This is a genomic window from Streptomyces sp. NPDC042100 (assembly GCF_055582325.1).
The window spans coordinates 111125-133907 of sequence record NZ_JBVJDK010000017.1; the positions used below are offsets into that span (position 1 = coordinate 111125).

The 22783-nt window shown below is 73.1% G+C and carries 22 protein-coding genes; 1 reads left to right on the top strand and 21 read right to left on the bottom strand.

What is annotated here, in order from left to right; translation table 11 throughout:
• Positions 1 to 195: 195 nt before the first annotated feature.
• The 15 genes from dprA to ACZ6J5_RS31195 all read right to left on the bottom strand — a co-directional run bounded on the left by dprA (position 196) and on the right by ACZ6J5_RS31195 (position 11585).
• On the bottom strand, positions 196 to 1359 hold the full coding sequence (dprA, locus tag ACZ6J5_RS31125; protein WP_469397039.1) for a DNA-processing protein DprA: 1164 nt from the start codon (positions 1357 to 1359) through the stop codon (positions 196 to 198).
• A complete protein-coding gene (locus ACZ6J5_RS31130; protein ID WP_469397041.1) occupies positions 1356 to 2969 on the bottom strand; it encodes a YifB family Mg chelatase-like AAA ATPase in 1614 nt (537 codons plus the stop codon). The genes dprA and ACZ6J5_RS31130 overlap by 4 nt, the downstream gene beginning before the upstream one ends.
• On the bottom strand, positions 2969 to 3331 hold the full coding sequence (locus ACZ6J5_RS31135) for a YraN family protein (RefSeq protein ID WP_469397043.1): 363 nt from the start codon (positions 3329 to 3331) through the stop codon (positions 2969 to 2971). The genes ACZ6J5_RS31130 and ACZ6J5_RS31135 overlap by 1 nt, the downstream gene beginning before the upstream one ends.
• Before the next feature lie 120 nt (positions 3332 to 3451).
• Complete coding sequence (locus tag ACZ6J5_RS31140; RefSeq protein WP_056791138.1) at positions 3452 to 3760, bottom strand: DUF2469 domain-containing protein; 309 nt, start codon at positions 3758 to 3760, stop codon at positions 3452 to 3454.
• Between the two features lie 43 nt (positions 3761 to 3803).
• A complete protein-coding gene (locus tag ACZ6J5_RS31145; protein ID WP_469397044.1) occupies positions 3804 to 4400 on the bottom strand; it encodes an NUDIX hydrolase in 597 nt (198 codons plus the stop codon).
• Entirely contained in the window at positions 4397 to 5146 is a 750-nt protein-coding gene (lepB, locus tag ACZ6J5_RS31150; RefSeq protein ID WP_469397046.1) for a signal peptidase I, read from the bottom strand. The genes ACZ6J5_RS31145 and lepB (ACZ6J5_RS31150) overlap by 4 nt, the downstream gene beginning before the upstream one ends.
• 65 nt (positions 5147 to 5211) lie before the next feature.
• Positions 5212 to 6201 (bottom strand): signal peptidase I, encoded by a 990-nt coding sequence (lepB, locus tag ACZ6J5_RS31155; RefSeq protein ID WP_469397099.1) that lies wholly within the window; start codon positions 6199 to 6201, stop codon positions 5212 to 5214.
• Entirely contained in the window at positions 6116 to 7213 is a 1098-nt protein-coding gene (gene lepB / locus ACZ6J5_RS31160; RefSeq protein ID WP_469397048.1) for a signal peptidase I, read from the bottom strand. The genes lepB (ACZ6J5_RS31155) and lepB (ACZ6J5_RS31160) overlap by 86 nt, the downstream gene beginning before the upstream one ends.
• On the bottom strand, positions 7206 to 8060 hold the full coding sequence (gene lepB / locus ACZ6J5_RS31165) for a signal peptidase I (RefSeq protein ID WP_469397049.1): 855 nt from the start codon (positions 8058 to 8060) through the stop codon (positions 7206 to 7208). Before lepB (ACZ6J5_RS31165) ends, lepB (ACZ6J5_RS31160) begins: the two co-directional genes overlap by 8 nt.
• 39 nt (positions 8061 to 8099) lie before the next feature.
• Positions 8100 to 8450: a 50S ribosomal protein L19 gene (gene rplS / locus ACZ6J5_RS31170; protein WP_362475639.1), complete on the bottom strand. Its 351-nt coding sequence runs from the start codon at positions 8448 to 8450 to the stop codon at positions 8100 to 8102.
• Positions 8451 to 8578: 128 nt separating this feature from the next.
• Complete coding sequence (gene trmD / locus ACZ6J5_RS31175) at positions 8579 to 9400, bottom strand: tRNA (guanosine(37)-N1)-methyltransferase TrmD (protein ID WP_469397051.1); 822 nt, start codon at positions 9398 to 9400, stop codon at positions 8579 to 8581.
• The gene (gene rimM, locus ACZ6J5_RS31180; protein WP_469397053.1) at positions 9397 to 10002 is read right to left on the bottom strand and encodes a ribosome maturation factor RimM; all 606 of its coding nucleotides are present in this window, start codon (positions 10000 to 10002) and stop codon (positions 9397 to 9399) included. Before rimM ends, trmD begins: the two co-directional genes overlap by 4 nt.
• A 148-nt stretch (positions 10003 to 10150) precedes the next feature.
• Positions 10151 to 10390: an RNA-binding protein gene (locus tag ACZ6J5_RS31185; protein WP_005311361.1), complete on the bottom strand. Its 240-nt coding sequence runs from the start codon at positions 10388 to 10390 to the stop codon at positions 10151 to 10153.
• A gap of 1 nt (position 10391) precedes the next feature.
• The gene (gene rpsP, locus ACZ6J5_RS31190; protein WP_362475645.1) at positions 10392 to 10835 is read right to left on the bottom strand and encodes a 30S ribosomal protein S16; all 444 of its coding nucleotides are present in this window, start codon (positions 10833 to 10835) and stop codon (positions 10392 to 10394) included.
• Positions 10836 to 10991: 156 nt separating this feature from the next.
• Positions 10992 to 11585 carry a hypothetical protein gene (locus tag ACZ6J5_RS31195; protein WP_362475647.1) on the bottom strand — a complete coding sequence of 198 codons (594 nt, stop codon included), beginning with the start codon at positions 11583 to 11585 and terminating at the stop codon, positions 10992 to 10994.
• 339 nt (positions 11586 to 11924) lie between these two features.
• Here ACZ6J5_RS31195 and ACZ6J5_RS31200 point away from each other — a divergent pair, with 339 nt between their 5' ends.
• The gene (locus tag ACZ6J5_RS31200) at positions 11925 to 12650 is read left to right on the top strand and encodes a methyltransferase type 11 (protein ID WP_469397055.1); all 726 of its coding nucleotides are present in this window, start codon (positions 11925 to 11927) and stop codon (positions 12648 to 12650) included.
• A gap of 30 nt (positions 12651 to 12680) precedes the next feature.
• Here the strand turns inward: ACZ6J5_RS31200 and ftsH are convergent, their stop codons facing one another.
• The 6 genes from ftsH to nsdA form a co-directional block, all read right to left on the bottom strand.
• Positions 12681 to 14600 carry an ATP-dependent zinc metalloprotease FtsH gene (gene ftsH, locus ACZ6J5_RS31205; RefSeq protein ID WP_469397057.1) on the bottom strand — a complete coding sequence of 640 codons (1920 nt, stop codon included), beginning with the start codon at positions 14598 to 14600 and terminating at the stop codon, positions 12681 to 12683.
• A 132-nt stretch (positions 14601 to 14732) separates the two neighbouring features.
• Entirely contained in the window at positions 14733 to 16286 is a 1554-nt protein-coding gene (ffh, locus tag ACZ6J5_RS31210) for a signal recognition particle protein (RefSeq protein ID WP_469397058.1), read from the bottom strand.
• 124 nt (positions 16287 to 16410) lie between these two features.
• The gene (locus ACZ6J5_RS31215; RefSeq protein ID WP_469397060.1) at positions 16411 to 18900 is read right to left on the bottom strand and encodes a [protein-PII] uridylyltransferase; all 2490 of its coding nucleotides are present in this window, start codon (positions 18898 to 18900) and stop codon (positions 16411 to 16413) included.
• Positions 18901 to 18933: 33 nt separating this feature from the next.
• Positions 18934 to 19272: a P-II family nitrogen regulator gene (locus tag ACZ6J5_RS31220; RefSeq protein WP_329424608.1), complete on the bottom strand. Its 339-nt coding sequence runs from the start codon at positions 19270 to 19272 to the stop codon at positions 18934 to 18936.
• On the bottom strand, positions 19269 to 20615 hold the full coding sequence (locus ACZ6J5_RS31225; protein ID WP_469397062.1) for an ammonium transporter: 1347 nt from the start codon (positions 20613 to 20615) through the stop codon (positions 19269 to 19271). Before ACZ6J5_RS31225 ends, ACZ6J5_RS31220 begins: the two co-directional genes overlap by 4 nt.
• A 351-nt stretch (positions 20616 to 20966) precedes the next feature.
• Positions 20967 to 22439 carry a transcriptional repressor NsdA gene (gene nsdA / locus ACZ6J5_RS31230; protein WP_469397064.1) on the bottom strand — a complete coding sequence of 491 codons (1473 nt, stop codon included), beginning with the start codon at positions 22437 to 22439 and terminating at the stop codon, positions 20967 to 20969.
• Between the last annotated feature and the right edge of the window lie 344 nt (positions 22440 to 22783).

The window sequence follows — 22783 nt, forward strand, 5'->3', positions numbered from 1 at the left end:
GTCGGGAGGGGGATCCTCGTGAGCGTAGCGTGAGTGGGCTGTCGCGGTGAGCGAACGTCGGCGGATCGCGCCGGTCCGGGTGGGCACCGTCGGCCACACCTTCGAACGGGGGCCGTGGCGCGCGTCGGCCCCTCGGGTGTGACCGAGAGAACTCGATTGCTCATCCTCAGCACCCTTTCACCCGAATGCTCCAGGTCAAGTACCGCCATGCCGGGTGTTCGAGCCTTCTCCCCGCGTGTTCGTCAACTGCCAGTCGTCCCCACACCGTTCGACGAAGCCCAGGGAGTGGAGTTCGTACAGCTTGGCGAGGGCGTGGTCGGGGTGGGCGCCGGCGCGGACGGCGATCTCCGACAGGGCCGCGGGACTTCGGCCGGGGAGCGCCTCCAGGACCCGGGCGGTACCGGGGGCGAGCAGGTCGCGGGGCAGCACGGGGCCCCGGCGCGGCGGGGCGAGCTGGCCGACGGCGCCGACCAGCTCGACGACCTCGGCGGCGTCGGTGACCAGGGTGGCCTCGCCGCGCAGGAGTTCGTGGACCCCGGCGGAGAGTCCGCTGGTGACGGGTCCCGGGACGCCCATGGTGTGCCGGCCGAGCCGGGCCGCGACGCGGGCGGTGACCAGGGAGCCGCTGCGGTACTCGGCCTCGACGACCACGGTGCCGCGGGTGAGGGCGGCGATCACGCGGTTGCGCAGTACGAAGCGGGGACGGGTGGGGTGGGCGCCGGGCGGGAGCTCGCCGATGACGAGGCCCTGTTCGGCGATGCGTCCGATGAGTCCGGCGTGGCCCCGGGGGTAGGGCACGTCGACGCCGCAGGCGAGGACGGCGACGGTGGCGCCGCCGGAGCCGAGGGCGCCTCGGTGGGCGGCGCCGTCCACGCCGAACGCCGCTCCGGAGACGACGACCCAGCCGCGCTCGGCGAGCCCGGCGGCGAGGACGGCGGCGGCGTGCGCCCCGTAGGGGGTGCAGGCGCGGGCGCCGACGACGGCGACGGAGCGCAGCGCCCAGCCGCGCAGGTCGGCGGGTCCGCGCACCCAGAGGCCGACGGGGCGGGCGTCCTCCAGGTCGTCGAGCTGCCGGGGCCACTCGGGGTCGCCGGGGACGAGGAAGCGTCCGCCGATCCGGGCGACGAGGTCGAGGTCCCGGCTGGGGTCGGCGGTGCGGGCCCGGTGCCGCCAGCCCTCGACGCGCCGGGGCCCGGTGCCGGGGAAGGCGTCGGGTCCGGCCCCGCCGGGCGCCCGCAGCAGCCCGAGGAGTCCGGCGGGCCCGTGGCGGCGCAGGGCGCGGCCGGCGTGCTCGTCGCCCGGCTCGACGATCCGGCTGAGGGCGGCGCGGGTGAGCCGGTCGCCCGGCGGCGCGGTCACCGCCGCTCCCCCGCTCCGGCGGGGACGCCCCGGGCGATGCCGGTGCGCAGTTCGAGGGCGAGGGCGAGGTCGTCGGCGCGGGGCCGGTCGTGGCCCGCGAGGTCGGCGACGGTCCAGGCGACGCGGAGGACCCGGTCGAGCCCTCGGGCGGTGAGCAGGCCCCGCTCGACGTCGCGTTCGGCGGCGGCGAGGGCGCCGGGCTCGGTGACGTAGCGGGTGCGGAGCTCCTGGCCGGGGACCTCGCTGTTGACGGTCCAGGGGGTGCCGGCGAGCCGGGTGGCGGCGCGGGCCCTGGCCTCGCGGACGCGGTCGGCGACGGCGTCGCTGGTCTCACCCCGGCCGCCTTGGCCGAGGAGGTCGGAGCGGGTGACGGGCTCGACCTCGACGCGCAGGTCGACGCGGTCGAGCAGGGGGCCGGAGAGCCGGGCCTGGTAGCGGCGGACGGCGGATGCGGGGCATTCGCAGCCGGCCCCGTGGAGGGTGTGCCGGCCGCAGGGGCAGGGGTTGGCGGCGAGGGCGAGGAGGAAGCGCGCGGGAAGCCGGACGACTCCGGCGGCGCGGGCGACGACGACGTGCCCGGACTCCAGGGGCTGGCGCAGGGCGTCGAGGGCCTTCGCGGAGAATTCGGGCGCTTCGTCCATGAAGAGCACGCCGCGGTGGGCGAGCGAGACCGCGCCGGGGCGGGGCAGTCCGTTGCCTCCGCCGACGAGGGACTGCATGGTCGCGGAGTGGTGGGGCGCGCAGTAGGGCGGGCGGTGGACGAGGGGTTCGCCGGGCGGAAGGATCCCGGCGACCGAGTGGACGGCGGTGACTTCGAGGGATTCCCGGCGGGTGAGCGGCGGCAGGATGCCGGGGAGCCGCTCGGCGAGCATGGTCTTGCCCGCGCCGGGCGGTCCGGAGAGCAGCAGGTGGTGGCGGCCGGCGGCGGCGATCTCCAGGGCGCGGCGAGCCGGGTGCTGTCCGGCGACGTCGGCGAGGTCGGGGCCGTCGGCGGGGTCGGCGGCGAGTCCGGTGCCGACGCCGGCGCCGGGGACGAGGAGCCCGGCGAGCATGGGGTCGGGCCGGCCGGCCTCCAGCGGCTCCTCGTCGGGGACGGGTTCGTCGGCTAGGACGGCGATGAGCTGGCGCAGGCTGCGGACGCCGAGGACGGAGACGCCGGGGACCAGGGCGGCCTCGCCCGCGGTCCGTTCGGGGACGACGACCTGCCGGTAGCCGGCCTCGGCGGCGGCGAGGACGGCGGGCAGCACGCCTCGGACGGGGCGGACCCGTCCGTCGAGTCCGAGCTCGCCGATGAGGACGAGGTCGGCGATGCTGCGCGGGTCGATGCGCTCGGCGGCGCCGAGGACCGCGGCCGCCACGGCCAAGTCGAATCCCGAGCCTCCCTTGGGGACCGAGGCGGGGCTGAGGCCGACGGTGAGCTTCTTCTGGGGCCATTCGGCCTGGGAGTTGACGATGGCGGCGCGGACCCGGTCGCGGCTCTCGACGAGGCTCTTGTCGGGCAGTCCGACGAGGGTGAAGGCGGCGACCCCGGCTTCGAGGTCGGCCTGGACCTCGACGACGACGCCTTCGACGCCGACCAGGGCGACGGAGCAGGTGCGGGCGAATCCCATCAGGCCACCCCCCGCGCGTGGGTGAGGACGGGGGCGCCCCGGCGGGGCAGCAGGACGCCGACGAGGTCGATGCGGACGCCGCCGCCGGGCGGGCCGCCGTGCCGGTCGAGCCAGCAGGCGGCGAGCCGCCGCAGCCGCTCGGCCTTGCGCGGGGTCACCGCGGCCATCGGGTGTTCGAAGACCCCTTCGCGGCGGGTCTTCACCTCGCAGACGACGAGGGTGTCGTCCTGGCGGGCGACGATGTCGATCTCTCCGGTCCGGCCGCAGCGCCAGTTCCTGGCGAGGACGCGCAGGCCGGTGTCGGACAGCCGGCGGGCGGCGAGCTCTTCCCCGTACCGCCCGAGTGCTCGGGTCGCGTTCATTCGGTACCACCTCCGGCACCGACTGTGACGCACCGGCCACGACCCGTGTGCGGGGCTGTGGACGAGGGGCCCGCTGTGGACAACCCGCTCACTCGTGAGGGTGAGCGGGTTGGTGGACCGTCAGCTGCCGGGGAGCTCCAGGTCGCTCTTGTTGAGCTCCTCGATGTTCACGTCCTTGAAGGTCAGGACGCGGACCTGCTTGACGAACCTGGCCGGCCGGTACATGTCCCAGACCCAGGCGTCGGCCATCGAGACCTCGAAGAACACCTCGCCCTGGACCGAGTGCACCTGCATCTCGTAGTCGTTGGTGAGGTAGAAGCGCCGCTCGGTCTCGATCACGAATTTGAACAGCCCGACGACATCGCGGTACTCCCGGTAGAGCTTGAGCTCCATCTCGGTCTCGTACTTCTCGAGGTCCTCGGCACTCATGGCATGTTCCCCTTCAGCCGTGCGTCCCCCTCTTGCGCGCCGGTCACACGAGCCCCTGAACGATTTCCGGGGCGAGATCGAGCGGCGCGCTGGGAGGTCCTTCGTCGAGCAGCGTGCGCAGCAGCTCGGCCAGTCTGTCGGGGTACACCGTCTCACGGGCCGCCGACAGTTCGGCGGAAGTCCACCACCTCAGGCCCGCGACGCTGCGGGCCTCCAGCGCGGTGAGCCCGGCGAGGTGGGTGGCGGTCCGCGCGGTGCGGGCGAGGTAGTACCACTCGTCCTGGTTCCAGCGCCGTCCGTCGAAGGGGAAGGAGCAGAAGCGCCGCCAGAGCACGGGCCCCAGCTCGACCTCGGTGATGCCGGTCTCCTCGGCGAGCTCGCGCAGCGCGGCCTGCTCCCTGGTCTCGTCGCCCTCCAGGCCGCCGCCGGGGGTGAACCACCAGGTCTGCGCCGGGTCCGCGGGCTCGAAGCCGTGGACGAGGAGGATGCGGTCGTCGGGATCGAGCAGCACGATCCGGGCCACCCGCCGCGCCTCCACGCCCTCGGCGACGCCCCCGGCGGCACCCCCGGCGGCACCTTCGGCGGCACCTTCGGCCGCGTCCGCCGCCGGCCCGGCCGGCCCCTCCCGGCCCCCGCTCATACGCCCGCCCCGTCCCTCGCGCTCGCGGCGGCCGGCGCCGCCTTCCGGGCGCCCAGCCGGGCCAGCGGCCCGTACGCGGCGCCGGCCAGGATCAGTACACACCCGGCGACGATCGCGGAGAAGAGCGGCACGACCGGTCCGGGCGCGGAGACGCCGCCGGGCAGCGCCGCGAAGCCTGCGGGCCGCTCCAGCAGCACGGGCGAGGGCCAGGCGACGGCGTCCACCCGGCCGACGACGGCGGAGACGGGCACGGCCCCGTGCCCGGAGTCCTGGAGGTGGGCCCGCGAGTCCACCGAGTTGCGCCGCTCGTCGCCGAGGAGGAACAGCTTCCCGGGCGGCAGGGTGGTGGAGAAGGCGTAGTTCGAGGCGGGCTGCCCCTTCGGCAGATACGGTTCCTCGACCGGCTTGCCATTGACCAGCAGCCGGCCGTCGTCGCTGCCGGTGACGGTGTCGCCGCCGACGCCCACCACCCGCTTGACCATGGTCACGTCGCCCCAGAGCGGGTCCCTGAAGACGACGACGTCGCCGCGCCGCACCTCGGAGCCGTCGATCCGCTCCGCGAGCACCTTGGAGCCGACCGCGAGGGTCGGGGTCATGGAGTCGCTGGGCACGGTGAAGGGCTGGTAGAGCACGGCGCCGAGCGCGAAGCCGCCGAGGAAGAGCACACAGCCGACGGCCACGGCCAGTCCCGACAGCACACTGCCGAGACGGCCGCGGCCGTCGTCGCTACGCGTTTTGACGCTCATGGGCACCTCAGGGGTCTGCGGACCGTCCGTGCGACGGTCCGGGAGGGCACCCTACCCGCGGGTCACTACTCGGCGGTATGACGTGCGGCGCGCTTCTTGCGGCGCCACAGCACCAGCGGCAGCGCGCCCGCGACACCCGCCGCGCCCGGGGCCACGGCCAGCGCCTGGCTGAGACCCGGCTGGTCGAAGGTGGCCGGGACCGGCAGGGTGGCCCAGCGGGTCACCGGCCAGGCGATGACGACGGCGCGGCCGACGACCTCGTCGTTGGAGACGGTGCCGCCGCCCGGGAGCTCCTGGTGGTAACGGGAGTCCAGGGAGTTCTGGCGGTTGTCACCCATGACCCAGATGCGGCCCTCGGGGACCTTGATCGGGCCGAACACGGGCTCGCAGGGCACCGAGCCGGGGTACAGGTACGCCGTCTCGTCCAGCTCCTTGCCGTTGACGGTGACCTTGCCGCCCTCCTTGCAGGAGACCGTGTCGCCGCCGACCGCGATGACCCGCTTGATCAGGTCCTTCTCCTCGGCGGACGGCATCAGGCCGATGAAGCTGAGGACCTTCTGCACCACGTTGGGCTCGGGCGTCTTGCCCTCCTCCAGCCAGCCGCCCGGGTCGTGGAAGACGACGACCTCGCCGCGCTCCGGCTCCGAGCCGAACCACGGGGTCAGCTTGTCGACGAGCACCCGGTCACCGCGCTGCAGGGTGTTCATCATCGAGTCCGAGGGGATCGAGAACGCCTGCACCAGGAAGGTCTTGATCAGCAGCGCGAGGATCAGCGCGATGCCGACGAGCAGCGGCAGCTCCTTCCAGAAGGAGCGCTGCGGCTTCGGCTTCCTGCCGCCGTGACCCGCGCCGTCGCCGCCGTCACCGGCGCCGCCGTCACCGGATCCGTCGGCGGTGCCGCCGGTCGGGGTGGCGCCCTGGTCCGGGCCCGGTGCGGAGCCCGGGTCAGCGTCCCGGCGGCCCGAGGAGTCATCCGTCATGGCCGCCACCTGATGGGCGGCCCCGTCGGGCCTCTTCTCGGGCTCGTCGTGTCCGGATCGTGCGCCGACGGCCAAATCCCCCACATCCACTCCTCAATCCGTGCAATCGCCCGTCCCGGAACAGGGACAGGCCCACCACTCCCATAACGAGCGGGAGTTCCGCAGGGGTCGGGAGCCCGGGCAATCCGTTCAGATCGCGCTGGGACACACTATGCGACAGACCCCTCGATTCGGCCCCGTCCACCACGCCGCCTCCGGGCGCGGAGGGGACGTCGGCGAAGACCGAGCGCTCCTCCAGCCGCCGCCAGTGGCCGACGGGCCAGGCGATGACGACGGCGCGGCCCACGACCTGGTCCTCGGCGACCGTGCCGTGGTCCTCGTCGTCGAGGTGGTAGCGCGAGTCGGCCGAGTTGGCGCGGTGATCGCCCATGACGAAGATCCTCCCCCGCGGGACCTTCACTTCGAAGGGGATCGTCGAAGGCGCGTTCCCTGGGTGCAGATACGGTTCGTCCAACGGTACGCCGTTGACGGTGATCCGCCCGTCCGTGCCGCAGCACTTCACCGTGTCGCCGCCGACCGCGACCACCCGTTTGATGAGGTCCTGCTCGTCGGCGGAGGGCAGCAGCCCGATGAAGGTCAGGGCCTGCTTCACCTGCTTGACGCCGACGGGGTCGTCGGCCGGTGTCCCGGCCTCGCCCTGGAGCCAGCCGCCCGGGTCCTTGAAGACCACGACGTCGCCGCGCTGCGGCCGGGAGCCGAACCAGGGCGTGAGCTTGTCGACCAGCACCCGGTCGTCGATCCGGATCGTCTGCTCCATCGAGCCGGACGGGATCACGAAGGCCTGGACGAGGAAGGTCTTGAGGACCAGCGCGATCAGCACCGCGACGGTGGCCAGGAGCGGGATCTCCTTGATCGCGGAGCGCTGCCGGCGCCGCTTCACCCGCCGGGCCAGCCGGCGCCGCTCGGCGCGCCCGGGCGGCGCGGCGCCGCCGCCGTCCTCCGTCCCCTCGAAGGGGCGGTCGGGACCGGCGGGCTCGGCGACCGGGCCGTGGCGGTCCTCGCCGGGCGCCCTGCCCCGCCTACCCATGGCCGCGCCCGGAGCTCCCCGCGTGCCCGCCGTCCGTGCCTGCCGTGCCGTGCGTGCCTGCCGTGCCGTGCGTGCCTGCCGTGCCGTGCCCGCCGTCCGCCCAGCCGGGCACGGCCGCGAAGGCGTCGGTCCCGGGGACCGTGGACCAGCGGGCGAAGGGCCAGCCGATCCAGTCGGCGCGGCCGATCACCCTGTCGACCGGGACCATGCCGCCGCCGGGCTGCCCGAGATGGTCGCGGGAGTCGCTGGACTGGCTGCGGTGGTCGCCCATGACCCACAGGGTGCCGGGCGGCACGACGATGTCGAAGGGCACCCTGGACGGCTGGTCGCCCAGCATCACGTACCGCTCCTGGACGGGGACGCCGTTGACGCTGATCCGGCCGTCCTTGTCGCAGCAGACCACCCGGTCGCCGCCGGTGCCGACGACCCGCTTCACGAAGTCGGTCTCGGCGGGTTCGGCCAGGCCGAGCGCGGCGGCGGCGCCGTGCAGCAGCCCGGTGACCGGGTTGCCGCCGGGCTCCTCGCGTACGAAGGAGCCGGTGCCGTCGAAGACGACGACGTCACCGCGGCGCGGCTCGTCGCCGAAACGGTACGCCAGCTTGTTCACCAGGATCCGGTCGCCGACCCGGAGGGTGGGCTCCATGGAGCCGCTGGGGATCAGGAAGGGCTGGAGCACGAAGTGGCTGAAGACCAGCAGGAAGACCACACAGGCGGCGCCGGTCAGCCCGGTGCGGCGCCAGGTGAGCGCGCCGGCGCCCGCGAGGGCCCCGGAAACGCGCGCGGAGCGCGACCGCTCCTCCTGCTCGGAGGAGCGGTCGCGCTCCGTGTGCTGTGCTTCGGTGTCCATCGGGGGCAGAGCTTATCCCGCCACCCTGTGGACCGAGGGTCAGCGGTCGCGCTTCTCCTTGATCTTCGCGGCCTTGCCGCGCAGCTCACGGAGGTAGTACAGCTTCGCGCGACGGACGTCACCGCGGGTGACGAGCTCGATCTTCTCGAAGATCGGGCTGTTCACCGGGAAGGTGCGCTCGACGCCGACGGAGAAGGAGACCTTGCGGACGGTGAAGGTCTCGGAGACGCCGGAGCCCTGGCGGCGGATGACGACGCCCTTGAACTGCTGGATACGCGAGCGGTTGCCCTCGATGACGCGAACGTGGACGTTCACGGTGTCACCGGGACGGAAGGCGGGAACGTCGGAACGCAGCGAACCGGCGTTGACCTGGTCGAGCAGGGAGGCCATGGAGGTCTCTTTCCTCGCTGATGCCACAGGTCATCAGCGGTACGTACGAACGAATGGAGAGCGTCGCGCGTCTCTGGCGGGCGTCGTCCCCCTGTGGCAGGGGCGCGCGCCGGACGTACGACAGCGGCCTATTCTTCCACGGCCTGGGGCCTGCGCCAAAATCGGCCGCCGGGCTCGGGGGCCCAGCCCATCATCGAGAGGATCTCGCGGTCCTTCTTGTCGAAGGCGGCGGGGTCGCAGCGCTCGATCAGGTCCGGCCGGTTGGCGGCGGTGCGCCGGAAGGCCTCGTCGCGCCGCCAGCGCGCGATCTTCCCGTGGTGCCCGCTGAGCAGGACGTCCGGGATGCCCCGGCCGCGCCACTCGGGGGGCTTGGTGTAGACGGGCCCCTCCAGCAGGTTGGCCATGGCGCCGGGGGCGAAGGAGTCGTCCCGGTGCGACTCGGCGTTACCGAGGACGCCGGGCAGCAGCCGGGCGACGGCCTCGGTGACCACCAGTACGGCGGCCTCGCCGCCGGCCAGCACGTAGTCGCCGATGGAGACCTCGTAGACGGGCATCCGGGTGGCGTACTCGTCGATGACGCGCCGGTCGATGCCCTCGTAGCGGGCCGGGGTGAAGACCAGCCAGGGCCGCTCGGAGAGCTCGACGGCGAGCTCCTGGGTGAAGGGCCGCCCGCTGGGGGTGGGCACGACGAGGACCGGGCCGCGGGCGCCGGCCTCGTAGCCGTCGGCGAGGGTCTGGTCGAGCGCGTCGCCCCAAGGGTCGGTCTTCATGACCATGCCGGGGCCGCCGCCGTACGGGGTGTCGTCGACGGTGTTGTGCCGGTCGTAGGTCCAGTCGCGCAGGTGGTGGACGTGCACGTCCAGCCTGCCGTTGGCGCGGGCCTTGCCGACCAGCGAGACGTTCAGCGGTTCGAGGTACTCGGGGAAGATCGTGACGACGTCGAGCCTCATGCGCGGTCCCCGGACTCGTCGGACGCGTCGGCGCCAGACCCCTCGGGCCCCTCGGACCCCTCGGCGTCCTCGCGGCTGGAGGCGACCTCCGCGCGGTCGTCGATCAGGCCGGGCGGCGGGACGATCACGGCCCGCTGGTTCTCCAGGTCGATCTCGGTGACGATCTCGGAGACGAACGGGATCATCACCTCGCTGCCGTCGGGCCGCTCCACGATGAAGAGGTCCTGGGAGGGCAGGTGGGAGATCTCGGTGATCACGCCGACCTCGGTGCCGTCGGCGAGGACGACGTCGAGGTCCATGAGCTGGTGGTCGTAGTACTCGTCCTCCTCCTCCGGCAGCTCCTCCGGGTCGATCTCGGCGATGAGGAGGGTGTTGCGCAGGGCCTCGGCCGCGGTGCGGTCCTTGACGCCCTCGAAGCGCAGCAGGAGACGGCCGCTGTGCACCCGGCCGGTCTCGATGGTGAGCGGCCCGGTGGCGGCCGGATCGGTGAGCAGGACGGCTCCGGGGCCGAGCCTCAGCTCGGGCTCGTCGGTCCGCACTTCGACGGTGACCTCGCCCTTGATCCCGTGGGCGCGGCCGATCCGCGCGACTACCAGCTGCACTTCTCCACTCTCTCCTGTCTGTGCTTGTCCGTGCCTGTCGTGCCTGTCGTGCCTGTCGTGCCTGTGGCGCCCGTGGCACCTGTCGTGCCAACGACAACGGGCCGGGGCGGGCGCTAGGCCCTCCCCGGCCCGTGCCGGTGTTCTCTTCTCAGCGCACCTGGTCCACGTCGACGAGGTCGACGCGGATGCCACGGCCGCCGATGGCGCCCACGACGGTACGCAGCGCACGCGCGGTGCGGCCGTTGCGGCCGATCACCTTGCCGAGGTCATCGGGATGGACCCGAACCTCGAGCACACGGCCGCGACGCAGGTTGCGCGAGGCGACCTGCACATCGTCGGGGTTGTCGACGATGCCCTTCACGAGGTGCTCGAGAGCCTCCTCGAGCATGTCAGGCCTCGGTCGACTCGGTGGACTCGGCCTCGGCCTCGTCCGCCTTCTTGTCAGCCTTCTTGGCCTTCGGGGTGATGGCCTCACCCTTGGCGTCGCCGCCCTCGAGGGCCTTGGCGAACTCGTCGAACGTGGCGCGCTTGGCTTCCTTGGTCGCCGGGGCGAGCAGCGGCTTCTCCGGAGCCGGCAGGCCCTTGGCCTTCTGCCAGTCACCGGTGAGCTTCAGGATGGCGAGAACCGGCTCGGTCGGCTGGGCGCCGACGGACAGCCAGTACTGCGCGCGCTCAGAGTCGACCTCGATACGCGACGGGTTGTACGTCGGGTGGTAGAGGCCGATCTCCTCGATCGCGCGACCGTCACGACGGGTGCGCGAGTCGGCGACGACGATGCGGTAGTGCGGCTGGCGGATCTTGCCGAGGCGCTTGAGCTTGATCTTGACTGCCACTGGAGTGGTGTCTCCTGGTCTTGACGTGGTGGGGCACCTGCGGATGCCACGTGGGGTTGCGGAACCCGAGGGGCCCGGAGGACGCGTCAGCCGGAGGAGAGAGGGGTCCTGTGCGACTGTCGAGTACAGCTGACTATTGTGCCACAGACCGCGAGGTCAGCTCGCGGCGCCCACGGCTTCCGGGATGCGGAAGGGCTTGCCGCAGCCGCCGCAGACGATCGGCGCCTGGGCGAGCACGGACGGGACCACGCGCACGTTGCGCCCGCAGTCGCAGACGGCCTTGACCCGTACGCCGCCGCCCGAGGAGCCGTGCCGGGCGGCCGGTCCGCGGAAGGAGCGCTTGGTGTCGGCGGCGGTCGCGACCGTGTGCGCCTTGAGCGCGCGCTGGAGGCGCTCCATGGTGGGCCGGTAGCGGCGCTTGGCCTCCGCGTTCAGCGTGACCAGGGAGAAGCCGCTGCTGGCGTGCGGCTCCTCGGGATGGTCGAGGCCCAGCTCCTCGGCGATCGCGAGGAATCTGCGGTTGTGGTAGCGGCCGGCCCGGGAGGTGTCGCGGACACCTCGGGCGGCGGCGATGCCGTGGACTGCCTCGTGGAGCAGTCGCTCGAAGGAGAGCTCGGCGCCACAGGCGGACGAGGACTCACCGATCAGGGACTCGGGCGCGGCAAGGTCGGGCAGCTCGGGGTGGTACCGCTGAATGTCGGCCCACGCCTGTGCCAGCTCTGCGGCGAGAACAGGGGGTGTCGTGCTCACGTCGGGTACAACGAGCCGGATCCCTTCCGGGTTCCATTCCGGGGCATCCCAAATATTTTGCACGTACCCGTCAGTTGCCCTGCTTGCCCGCCAAGGCCCGTCAAGCCGGTGCGTAGCGGCGCATACGCCCCGGCGCACGGTATCGGCACGCGCGCGGGGGCCCGGTGGGAGGGACAGTACCGGGCCGCTGCCCGAAGTCGGGCACCGGCCCCCGTCCGTCGCGAAAGCGCTCCCGGCCCTGTCCGGAAGTCGTACGGCGCGAGCACTGGACGCGCGCCTGGATGCGCAGTTCCCTGACTACGGGGGGTTGTCGTCCAGGCACCGATTGGGGCGCTTTCCATGACACCTACGCTCGTCCCGCACCACCCCGCGCGCGACTGGGCCGAGATCCAGGAACGGATGCTCGCACCGCTCTACGAGGCGGTGTACGACCGGCTCGGCGTGGACGCCCGCTCCTCGGTGCTCGGCCTGCGCTGCGGCTCCGGGCTGGCCCTCCTGATGGCGGCGGCGCGCGGCGCGCGGGTGGCCGGCGTGGACGAGGACCTCGCGCGCCTGGCGCTGGCGCGCGAGCGCCTGCCGGAGGGCACGGTGAGCGCGGCCGGGCCGCCGAGGGGAGCTCCGTTCGACGTGATCACGGCCTTCCACGGGACGGGGACGCTCTCCGCGCGGGCGGGCGGCCTCACCCTTCCGGCGCAGCCGGGCGCGGCGGTCGTGGTGGCGGGCTGGGGTCCGCCGGAGCGCTGCGCCACGGCGTCGGTGCTGCGGGTCGCGGCGCGGCTGACCGGCCGGCGTCCGCCGGAGCGCGAGGACCTGGACGGCTTCGTCGCGGCGGCGGGGCTGCGCTGGGAGGGCTCGGGCCGGGTGGCGTGCCCGTTCGGCTACGCGAGCCGGGACAGCGCGGTGCGCGGGCTGCTGTCGACCGGCGACTTCGACGCGGCGGTGCGGGAGGCCGCCCCGGAGCGGGTGGAGAAGGAGCTCCTGGAGGTGCTGGAGCCGTACGCCCGCGCGGACGGCACCGTGTGGATGCCGAACGACTTCCGGTACGTGGTCGCCCGGCTGCCGTAGGGCCGCCCGGGGGCGCCCCGCGCGGGAGGGCTACTGCTCCTTCTTGAGGCGCGGGATGCCGGCCGCCCGGTAGGCCGCGTCCTCCTCCAGGGTCTCGTTGGCGAGGAGCGCCTCGGCGAGGGCGTCCAGCTTGTCGCGGTGCTCGCGGAGCAGGCGCAGGGCGCTCTCGTAGCACTCGTCGACGATACGGCGCATCTCCGCGTCGACGGTGTCGAGGGTGGCGGCCGCGGCGGAGAGTCCGTACGCCTGCTGGGCGTCGGCGGGGATGGCGGTGAGCCGGCCGACGCGTTCGCTCATGCCCCAGCGGCCCGCCATCCCGCGCGCGATGTTGGTGACCTGCTCCAGGTCGCTCTCGGCGCCGGTGGTGATGACGCCGTAGACGACCTGTTCGGCGGCCATGCCGCCGAGGGCGCCGATGATCCGGCCGCGCAGGTACTCCTCGGTGTAGGCGTACTTGTCGGCGTCGGGGGTCGAGAGGGTGACGCCGAGGGCGCGCCCGCGCGGGACGATGGTGATCTTGCGGACGGGGTCGGCGCCGGGCTGGAGCATCCCGAGCAGGGCGTGGCCGCTCTCGTGGTAGGCGGTGCGGCGGCGTTCCTCGGCGGGCATGACCAGCGGCCGTTCGGCGCCGAGCTGGACCTTCTCCAGGGCGTCGGAGAGGTCGGTCTGGGTGACGGCCTTCTGCTGGCGCTTGACGGCGAGCAGGGCGGCCTCGTTGGCGAGGTTGGCGAGTTCGGCGCCCGTCATGCCGGGGGTGGTCCTGGCGACCTGTGCGAGGTCCACGTTCTGGGCGAGCGGGATCTCCCGGGTGTGGATCTTCAGGATGGCCTCGCGGCCCCCTCGGTCGGGCGGGTTGACGTGCACGACCCGGTCGAAGCGGCCGGGGCGGGTGAGGGCGGGGTCGAGGACGTCGGCCCGGTTGGTGGCGGCGATGACGATGACGCCCTCGGAGCCGGTGAAGCCGTCCATCTCGGTGAGGATCTGGTTGAGCGTCTGCTCGCGCTCGTCGTGGCCGCCCATGCCGGCGCCGCCGCCGCGGGCCCGCCCGATGGTGTCGATCTCGTCGATGAAGATGATCGCGGGAGCGACCTTGCGGGCCTCGGCGAAGAGTTCGCGGACGCGGGAGGCGCCGACGCCGACGATCATCTCGATGAACTCGGAGGCGGAGGCGGAGAAGAAGGGCACGCCGGCCTCCCCCGCGACCGCGCGGGCGAGCAGCGTCTTGCCCGTTCCGGGCGGTCCGGCGAGGAGGACGCCGCGGGGCATCTTGGCGCCCATGGCGCGGTAGGCGCCGGGGTTCTTGAGGAAGTCGACGACGTCGTTGAGCTCGCCCTCGACCTCGTCGATGCCGGCGACGTCGGCGAAGGTGGTGCGCTTGGCGCCTTCCAGTTCGACGGGCTTGGGCGGGGCCTTGCGGCCGAGCATCCCGCCGGCGCCGCCCATGCCGGCGCTCATCCGGCGGGCGATGAACACCCACAGGACGACGAGCAGCAGCATGGGGGCGAGGGAGAGGAGCAGGTTGGCGAGGAAGCTGCGCTCCTCGACGACCGGTTTGGCGGTGACGGTGACGTTCTGCTTGGTGAGCTGCGCCCACAGGTCGTCGTCGGCGAAGGCGGGGCGCTGGGTCTGGAACTTGGTGTAGTCGCCCTCGCCGTCGGGGACGGGCTGCTTGTTCTTCAGCTGCCCCTGGATGGCGTCGCCCTTGGAGTAGATCTTGGTGACGTTGCCGGCCGCGACCTGCTTGTCGAACTCGGTGTACGAGATCGTCGGGCCGTCGCCCTCGTTGAAGAAGCCGAGCACCAGGTTGGTGATCAGGTAGACGGCGAGCGCGGTGAGGATGAGGCTGCCCCAGCCGCCGGGCATCCGCTTCTTCGGCGGCGGGGTGGGCGGGGCCCCTTCCGAGCGCCAGGGCTGGTCGGTCCGGTCGCGCGGGGGTACGGGGTTGGCCACGTGCTCTCCTCGGGGCGGGCAGTGGCCCCAGTATCGAAGAGCGGGTCATTCCCGGCATTACGGGTGGCCCGGGGGGATGAAAAAGGGCCCGCGGCGGTTTCGCACCGTCCCGGGCCCTTCCTCTGGGGGCACTCAGCCCATGAACTTCTTGAACTCGTCGGGCAGCTCGAAGTCGGCCGGGCCCTGGCCCGCCGCCGGCAGCCCGAAGGCGCCGCCGGACTGGGCCTGCTCGCGGCGCTCGGCGGCGGCCTGCTCGTCGGCCTTGCGCTTCATCGGGTTGCCGCTCTTGCGCTTGCCCTTGGCCTGCTTGACCTGCTTCTTCTGCCGGCCGGGGCCGCCGCCCATGCCGGGCATCCCGGGCATGCCCGGCATCCCGCCGCCCTGGGCCATGCGGGACATCATCTTGCGGGCCTCGAAGAACCGCTCGACCAGGCCCTTGACCGCGCTGACCTCGACGCCGGAACCCTTGGCGATACGGGCGCGGCGCGAGCCGTTGATGATCGTGGGGTCCTGGCGCTCGGCCGGGGTCATCGACTTGATGATGGCGCCGACGCGGTCGACCTCGCGCTCGTCGATGTTGGCGATCTGCTCCTTCATCTGCCCCATGCCGGGGAGCATCCCGAGGAGCTTGGAGATGGAGCCCATCTTGCGGACCTGCTCCATCTGCGCCATGAAGTCGTCGAGCGTGAACTCCTGGCCCTTCTTGGACGCCAGCTTGGAGGCCATCTTGGCGGCCTCTTCCTGGCTGAAGGTCTGCTCGGCCTTCTCGATGAGCGACATGATGTCGCCCATCCCGAGGATGCGGGACGCCATGCGGTCCGGGTGGAACGCGTCGAAGTCGTCCAGCTTCTCGCCGTTGGAGGCGAACATGATCTGCTTGCCGGTGACGTGCGCGATGGAGAGCGCCGCGCCACCGCGGGCGTCGCCGTCCAGCTTGGACAGCACCACGCCGTCGAAGCCGACGCCGTCACGGAAGGCCTCGGCCGTGTTGACAGCGTCCTGACCGATCATCGCGTCGACGACGAAGAGGATCTCGTCGGGCGAGGTCGCGTCCCTGATGTCCGCGGCCTGCCGCATCAGCTCCTGGTCGATGCCGAGGCGGCCGGCGGTGTCGACGATGACGATGTCGTACTGCTTGCCGCGCGCGTACTCGATCGAGTCCTTGGCGACCTGGACCGGGTCGCCCACCCCGTTGCCGGGCTGCGGGCCGTAGAAACCGACGCCCGCGCGGTCGGCGACGACCGAGAGCTGGGTGACGGCGTTGGGGCGCTGGAGGTCACAGGCGACGAGCAGCGGGGAGTGGCCCTGGCCCTTGAGCCAGAGACCGAGCTTTCCGGCGAGGGTGGTCTTGCCCGCACCCTGCAGACCGGCGAGCATGATCACGGTCGGCGCGGTCTTGGCGAACCGCAGGCGGCGGGTCTCGCCACCGAGGATGCCGACGAGCTCCTCGTTGACGATCTTGATGACCTGCTGCGACGGGTTCAGCGCCTTGGAGACCTCGGCACCGGCGGCCCGCTCCTTGACGTTCTTGATGAACGCGCGGACGACGGGCAGGGCGACATCGGCCTCGAGGAGGGCGATACGGATTTCCCGGGCCGCGCTGTCGATGTCCTGCTCGGAGAGGCGGCCTTTACCCCGGAGGGACTTGAAAGTCGCGCTGAGGCGGTCGGAAAGCGTATCGAACACGGTGGTCGCGATTCCTCGGGTCGGGGCGGGCAGTCACCCAAGGGTATCCGGCCCGGGGGCGGAGACGGCAGGGACGTCGGGAGCGCCCGGCCCCGTGCGGTACGGATCCGGGCGCCCGGAACGTTCAGCGCAGCGCCTCCTCCAGGGTCTTCGCCAGCCCCGCCGCCTCCTCCGAGCCGAGCAGCGAGCCGTCCGGCCTGGTCACGTACAGGGTGTCGACGGCGTTGGCGCCCAGGGTCGAGACATGGGCGCTGCGGACGCGGACCTCGGCGCCCTCCAGGGCGCGCCCGATGCGGTGGAGCAGGCCCGGGGCGTCCTGGGCGCGGACCTCCAGGACGGTGGCGAGCCGGGAGCCGGCGGCGGCGACGGTGACCCGGGGCGGCGGGGCGGTGACCCCGCGGCGGCGCGGGTAGGCGGCGTCCCGCTCGGCGAGCCGGGCGGGCACGTCGAGGGAGCCGTCCAGGGCGCGGACGAGGTCGGCGCGGAGCCGGTGGGCCTCGGGCAGCGAGCCGTACGCGGCGGCGACCCGCCAGTCGAGGACGAGGACGGGCCCCTTGCCGAGCTCGGCGGGCAGGGCGACGGCGCGCAGTTCGGCGGCGCGGACGGTGAGCCGGTGCAGGGCGAGGACGCCGGCGACGGCGGGCAGCACGCCGGGGCGTTCGGGCAGGGCGACGAGGAGTTCGACGCCGACCGGCTCGGGCTCCCCGGGCCCGGCGACGACGGGCTCGGTGCGCAGGGCGAGGACGGGGTCGCCGGTGCGCAGCGCCTCGATGGCGAGCCGTTCCTGTTCGGCGCTGGGCGCGGCGGCCTCGGGGTCGGGCGGCTCCTCCCCCGCGAGCACGCCGGTGACGCGTTTGACGAGGTCGGCGACGAGGGTGGCGCGCCAGGTGGACCAGGCGGCGGGGCCGGTGGCGAGGGCGTCGGCCTCGGTGAGGGCGTGCAGGAGCTCCAGGGCGCCGAGGGTGCCGACGGCGGCGGCGACGGACTCGACGGTGGCGGGGTCGTCGAGGTCGCGCCGGGTGGCGGTCTCGACGAGCAGCAGGTGGTGGCGGACGACGGTGGCGAGGACGGCGGCGTCGGCGGCGTCGAAGCCGATCCGGGCGGCGACGTCGCGGGCAATGGTCTCCCCGGCGACGGCGTGGTCGCCGGGCCAGCCCTTGCCGATGTCGTGCAGGAGGGCGGCGACGAGCAGCAGGTCGGGGCGGTGGACCCGGCGGGTGAGGGAGGCGGCGCGGACGGCGGTCTCGACGAGGTGCCGGTCGACGGTCCAGGTGTGGACGGGGTTGCGCTGGGGGCGGCAGCGGACCCGCTCCCAGTCGGGCAGCAGCCGGGTGACCAGTCCCTCGGCCTCCAGGGCCTCCCAGACGGGGACGGTGGGCTCGCCCGCGCCGAGCAGGGTGACGAGCTCCTCGCGGGCCTCGGCGGGCCAGGGGGCGGGCAGCGGCGCGGCGGTGGCGGCGAGGCGGCGGACGGCGTGCGGGGAGAGCGGCAGCCCGGCCTGGGCGGCGGCGGCCGCGGCTCGCAGCGGGAGGACGGGGTCGCGTTCGGGGCGGGCGCCGAGGGCGAGGACGACCTCGCCGTCCATCTCGACGACCCCTTCGGCGAGCGGGGTGCGCTCGGCGGCCCCGGCTTTCCCGCCGCCGGGCCGTCCGGTGCCGGGCCGCGCCCCGCGCCCGCCGAGCAGGCCGCGCAGCCGGGGGCGTCCGGCGCGGGCCTTGAGGACCCGGTTGACCTCGCGCCAGGTGACGTCGGAGGCGTACGAGACGGTGCGGGCGGCCTCGTACACCTCGCGGAGCAGCGTGTCGGCGTCGAGGAGGCCGAGTTCGGCGGCGACGGCGTCCTGTTCCTGGAGGGCGAGGCGGTCGGTGGCGCGGCCGGTGGCGAGGTGGAGGGCGTCGCGGGCGTCGAGGAGGCGGCGGCGGGCCTCGTCGAGCCCTTCGCGGGGGGCGTCGGCGAGCCAGGAGGCGGCGACGGCGCGCAGGGCCTGGGTGTCGCGCAGTCCGCCGCGGGCCTCCTTGAGGTCGGGTTCGAGGAGGTACTGGAGCTCGCCGCTGCGTTCGGCGCGCTCCCGGCAGAGGGCGTCGAGTTCGGGAAGCCGCCGGGCGGCCTGGTTGCGCCAGTCGGCGAGGACGGTGGTGCGCAGGGCAGTGACGAGGCCCGCGTCCCCGGCGACGGGCCGGGCGTCGAGCAGCCCGAGCTGGACCTTGAGGTCGTCGGCGGCGGCCGTGCGGGCCTCGGCGGGGGTGCGGACGGAGTGGTCGAGGGCGAGGCCGAGGTCCCAGACCGGGTACCAGATCCGGTCGGCGAGGGTGGCGACGGCGCCGGGCTCGGCACTGCCGTCGTGCAGGAGCAGCAGGTCGAGGTCGCTGCGGGGGGAGAGTTCGCCGCGTCCGTAGCCGCCGACGGCGACGAGGGCGACGCCACGGGGCGGGCGCCCGGCGGCGGCGAGGCCGGCGTCGAGGAGGGCGGCCAGCCAGGCGTCGGTGAGGCGGGAGAGCCCGGCACGGCGCGGCGGCCCGGACCGCGTCTTCTCGGTGAGAAGGCGCAGCCGGGCCGCCGCGTAGCCGCCGGGTCCCGTGTCGTCGGTTTCCGTGTTGAGGTCGAGGCTGGTCACCCGGCGGCTCCTTCGCTTCGTCGTCCGGTCGTCCTACAGGGCGTCCGGACCGCGTTCGCCGGTCCGGACCCGTACGGCGGTCTCGACCGGGACGCTCCACACCTTGCCGTCACCGATCTTGCCGGTGCGGGCGGCCTTGACGACGACGTCGATGAGCTGTTCGGCGTCCTCGTCCTCCACCAGGACCTCGATGCGGATCTTGGGGACGAGGTCGACGGTGTACTCGGCGCCCCGGTAGACCTCGGTGTGGCCGCGCTGGCGGCCGTAGCCGCTGGCCTCGGTGACGGTGAGGCCGTGGACGCCGAAGGCCTGGAGGGCGTCCTTGATCTCGTCGAGCCGGTGCGGCTTCACGACCGCGGTGATGAGCTTCATGCGTCCACCTTCTTGTTCTCCGCCGCGGCGGGGGCGGCCACGGCGGTGCTGCGCGAGGAGCTGCCGCCGCCCGCTCCGCTGAAGTCGTACGCGGTCTCGGCGTGCTCGACCTGGTCGATGCCGGAGATCTCGTCGTCCTCGGCGACCCGCATCCCCATCGTCTTGTCGATGATCAGGGCGAGGACCGCGGAGGCGATCAGAGAGTAGGCGAGGACGGAGAAGACGCCGACGGCCTGCTTGCCGAGCTGGTCGAGGTTGCCGCCGTAGAAGAGGCCCTTGGCGTCGGACTGGACGCCGCCGGTGGCGAAGAGGCCGACGAGGAGGGAGCCGGCGACGCCGCCGACGAGGTGGACGCCGACGACGTCGAGGGAGTCGTCGTAGCCGAACCTGTACTTGAGGCCGACGGCCATGGCGCACAGGAGGCCGGCGACGGCGCCGATGGCGATGGCGCCGAGCGGGGAGCAGGAGCCGCCGGAGGGGGTGATGGCGACGAGGCCGGCGACCGCGCCGGAGGCGGCGCCGAGGGTGGTGAAGGAGCCGTGCCGGAGCTTCTCGTAGGCGAGCCAGGCGAGCATGGCGGCGGCGGTGGCGACCTGGGTGTTGACGAACATCACGGCGCCGACGCCGTCGTCGTTGCCGAGCCAGGAGCCGGCGTTGAAGCCGAACCAGCCGAACCACAGCAGTCCGGCGCCGAGCATGACCAGCGGGAGGCTGTGCGGGCGCATCGGGTCCTTCTTGAAGCCGACGCGCTTGCCGATGACGAGGATGACGCCGAGAGCGGCCGCGCCCGCGTTGATGTGGACGGCGGTGCCGCCGGCGAAGTCGATGACGCCCATCTCGAAGAGCCAGCCGCCGGAGCCCCAGACCCAGTGGGCGACGGGGAAGTAGACGACCGTGACCCAGAGGGTGATGAAGAGGGCCCAGGCGGTGAACTTCACCCGGTCGGCGAGGGCGCCGCTGATCAGGGCGGGGGTGATGATGGCGAACATGAGCTGGAAGACGGCGAAGACGTACACCGGGATGGTGTAGCCGTCCCAGAGTTCGGTGAGGCCGATGCCGCTGAGGCCGACGTAGTCGGAGGACCAGCCGACGAGCGAGGCGGAGTCGGTGCCGAAGGCGATGCTGAAGCCGTAGAGCACCCACAGGATCGTGACGATCCCGAGGCTGATGAAGCTCATCATCAGCATGTTGAGGGTGGACTTGACGCGGACCATGCCTCCGTAGAAGAAGGCGAGGGCCGGGGTCATCAGCATGACCAGGGCGGAGCAGATGAGCATGAACCCGGTGTTGGCGGCGGACAGCGCGGGCGCGTCTGCCGCCAGGGTCGTGATGGCTGATGCCATCGGCGTCTCCTCGTCGTCGAAAGGCCTGTGCGGGGCGGGGCCGGAGCGGCTTGGCCGTGAGGGGTGGCCGGTTATGCGCCAGAGATTCGCGCAGGCCGGTTTCCGCCGATGCCGCTCGATGTTTCGCCGCGGTGACGAAGGGTCGGGGAGTGTTACGCGACCGTGAACGCCGGAGTCACGGTCCGGTTACGGGCGTACCCTCCGGCGCGGGCCGGGCCCTTCCGGGGCGGCCGGGACCGGAAGACGGGCCGGCCGCGCCGGCGTCCGTATGACCTTGCGGCGGGGGAGCCGAGTCGGGTTGTACGGGACGGCCGGCGCGGCCGGGGTCGGTGGGGTCCTGCGGGGCGGGGCTCAGACGGCCTCGGCGGTCTCGGGGAGCAGCGCGGTGAGCCGGTCGGTGAGGTGGCGGACCTCGGCGACGTCGCCGAAGTCGCGGGCGGCGGTGTCGACGGTCTTGCGGAGCCGGGTGTTCACCCGCTCGGAGCGGACCTTGCGGGCGACGCCCAGGGCCTTCTCGGCGAGGACGACGGACTGCTCGGGCTCGCGCTTGAGGAGGTGGACGGTGGCCATGCCGACGAGGTTGAGGGCGTAGCTGCGCTGGTGCTCGGGGTCCTTCTCGAAGAGGTCGACGGCCCGCTCCATGACGGGCTCGGCGAGCGAGGCGTAGGTCGGGGAGCGGCCGGCGACGTAGGCGAGGTCGCGGTAGGAGTGGGAGTTCTCGCCGTTGAGCTCGGCCTCGGAGAAGAAGCGGATCCAGTCGGGCTCGGGCTCGCCGTCGAGGCCGACGTCGGAGAAGGTGTCCTCGGCCATCCGCACGGCCCGCTTGCACTTGGAGGGCTGGCCCATGTTGGCGTAGGCGCGGGCCTCCATCGCATACAGCATGGCCTGGGTGCGGGGGGTGGCGCAGTCCCGACTGCCGTACTGGGCGAGGTGGATGAGTTCGAGCGCGTCGTCGGGTCTGCCGAGGTGGATCATCTGGCGGCTCATCGAGGACAGGATGTACGAGCCGAGGGGCTTGTCGCCGGCTTCCTTGGCGGCGTGCAGGGCGAGCACGAAGTACTTCTGGGCGGTGGGCTGGAGGCCCACGTCGTAGCTCATCCAGCCGGCCAGCTCGGCCAGCTCGGCGGCGCACTTGAAGAGGCGCTGGGAGGTGGCGGCGGGCTGCGGCTCCTGGAGCAGGTCGGTGACCTCGTGGAGCTGCCCGACAACGGCCTTGCGGCGCAGTCCGCCGCCGCACTGGGCGTCCCACTGGCGGAACATCGCGGTGGTGGACTCCAGCAGGTCGAGCTCGACCGGGGAGAGCCGGTGCGCGCGCCGCTCCTCGGAGACGGGTCCGGGCTGCGGCTCGCCGGCCGGGGTGGGCACCAGCCAGCGCTGCATGGGCTCGATGAGCGAGGGCCCGGCGGCGAGCGAGAGCGAGGAGCCGAGGAAGCCCCGGCGGGCGAGCATCAGGTCGCTGCGGGAGAACTCGCTGAGCAGCGAGACGGTCTGGGGGCCGGCCCAGGGCAGGTCCACGCCGGAGACGGAGGGCGACTGGTGGGCGGTGCGCAGGCCGAGGTCCTCGACGGCGACGACGGAGCCGAAGCGCTCGGAGAACAGCTCGGAGAGGATGCGCGGGATGGGTTCGCGGGGCTGCTCGCCGTCGAGCCAGCGGCGCACCCGGGAGGTGTCGGTGGAGATGTGGTGCGCGCCCATCTGGCGGGCCCGGCGGTTCACTTGGCGCGCCAGCTCGCCCTTCGACCAGCCACTGCGCACGAACCACGAGCTCAGCTGTTCGTTCGGGCGCTTGCCGGCCGTCGTACCGTCCGCGCCGTTGCCGCCCACTGGAACGCCCCCATCCACCTGATGTCGTCCTGCGAACCCCTGCCAGAATGCCGTGTTTCACGGCTCCCGTCCGGGGTTTCTACTCCTTCGAACGGAAAACCGGCTTGCCCCCGGCATACCCGTGCGTGCGACCTGCCCCGGGTTCGTGTACCGAAGGTAATCCTACGATCACCCGGGCCGGCATGGCGATTCAAGAAACGCCACCATTCGCCACCCCTTCGAATGAACTCCCCCCGCACGGAACGCGATTCACTTGACATGCGACGGAACCGGCGACGTGAACCGGAGCGCGGGCAGGCGCGCGCAACGGTGCGCACCACCCCCCGCGCCACCGCGCGCCCCTC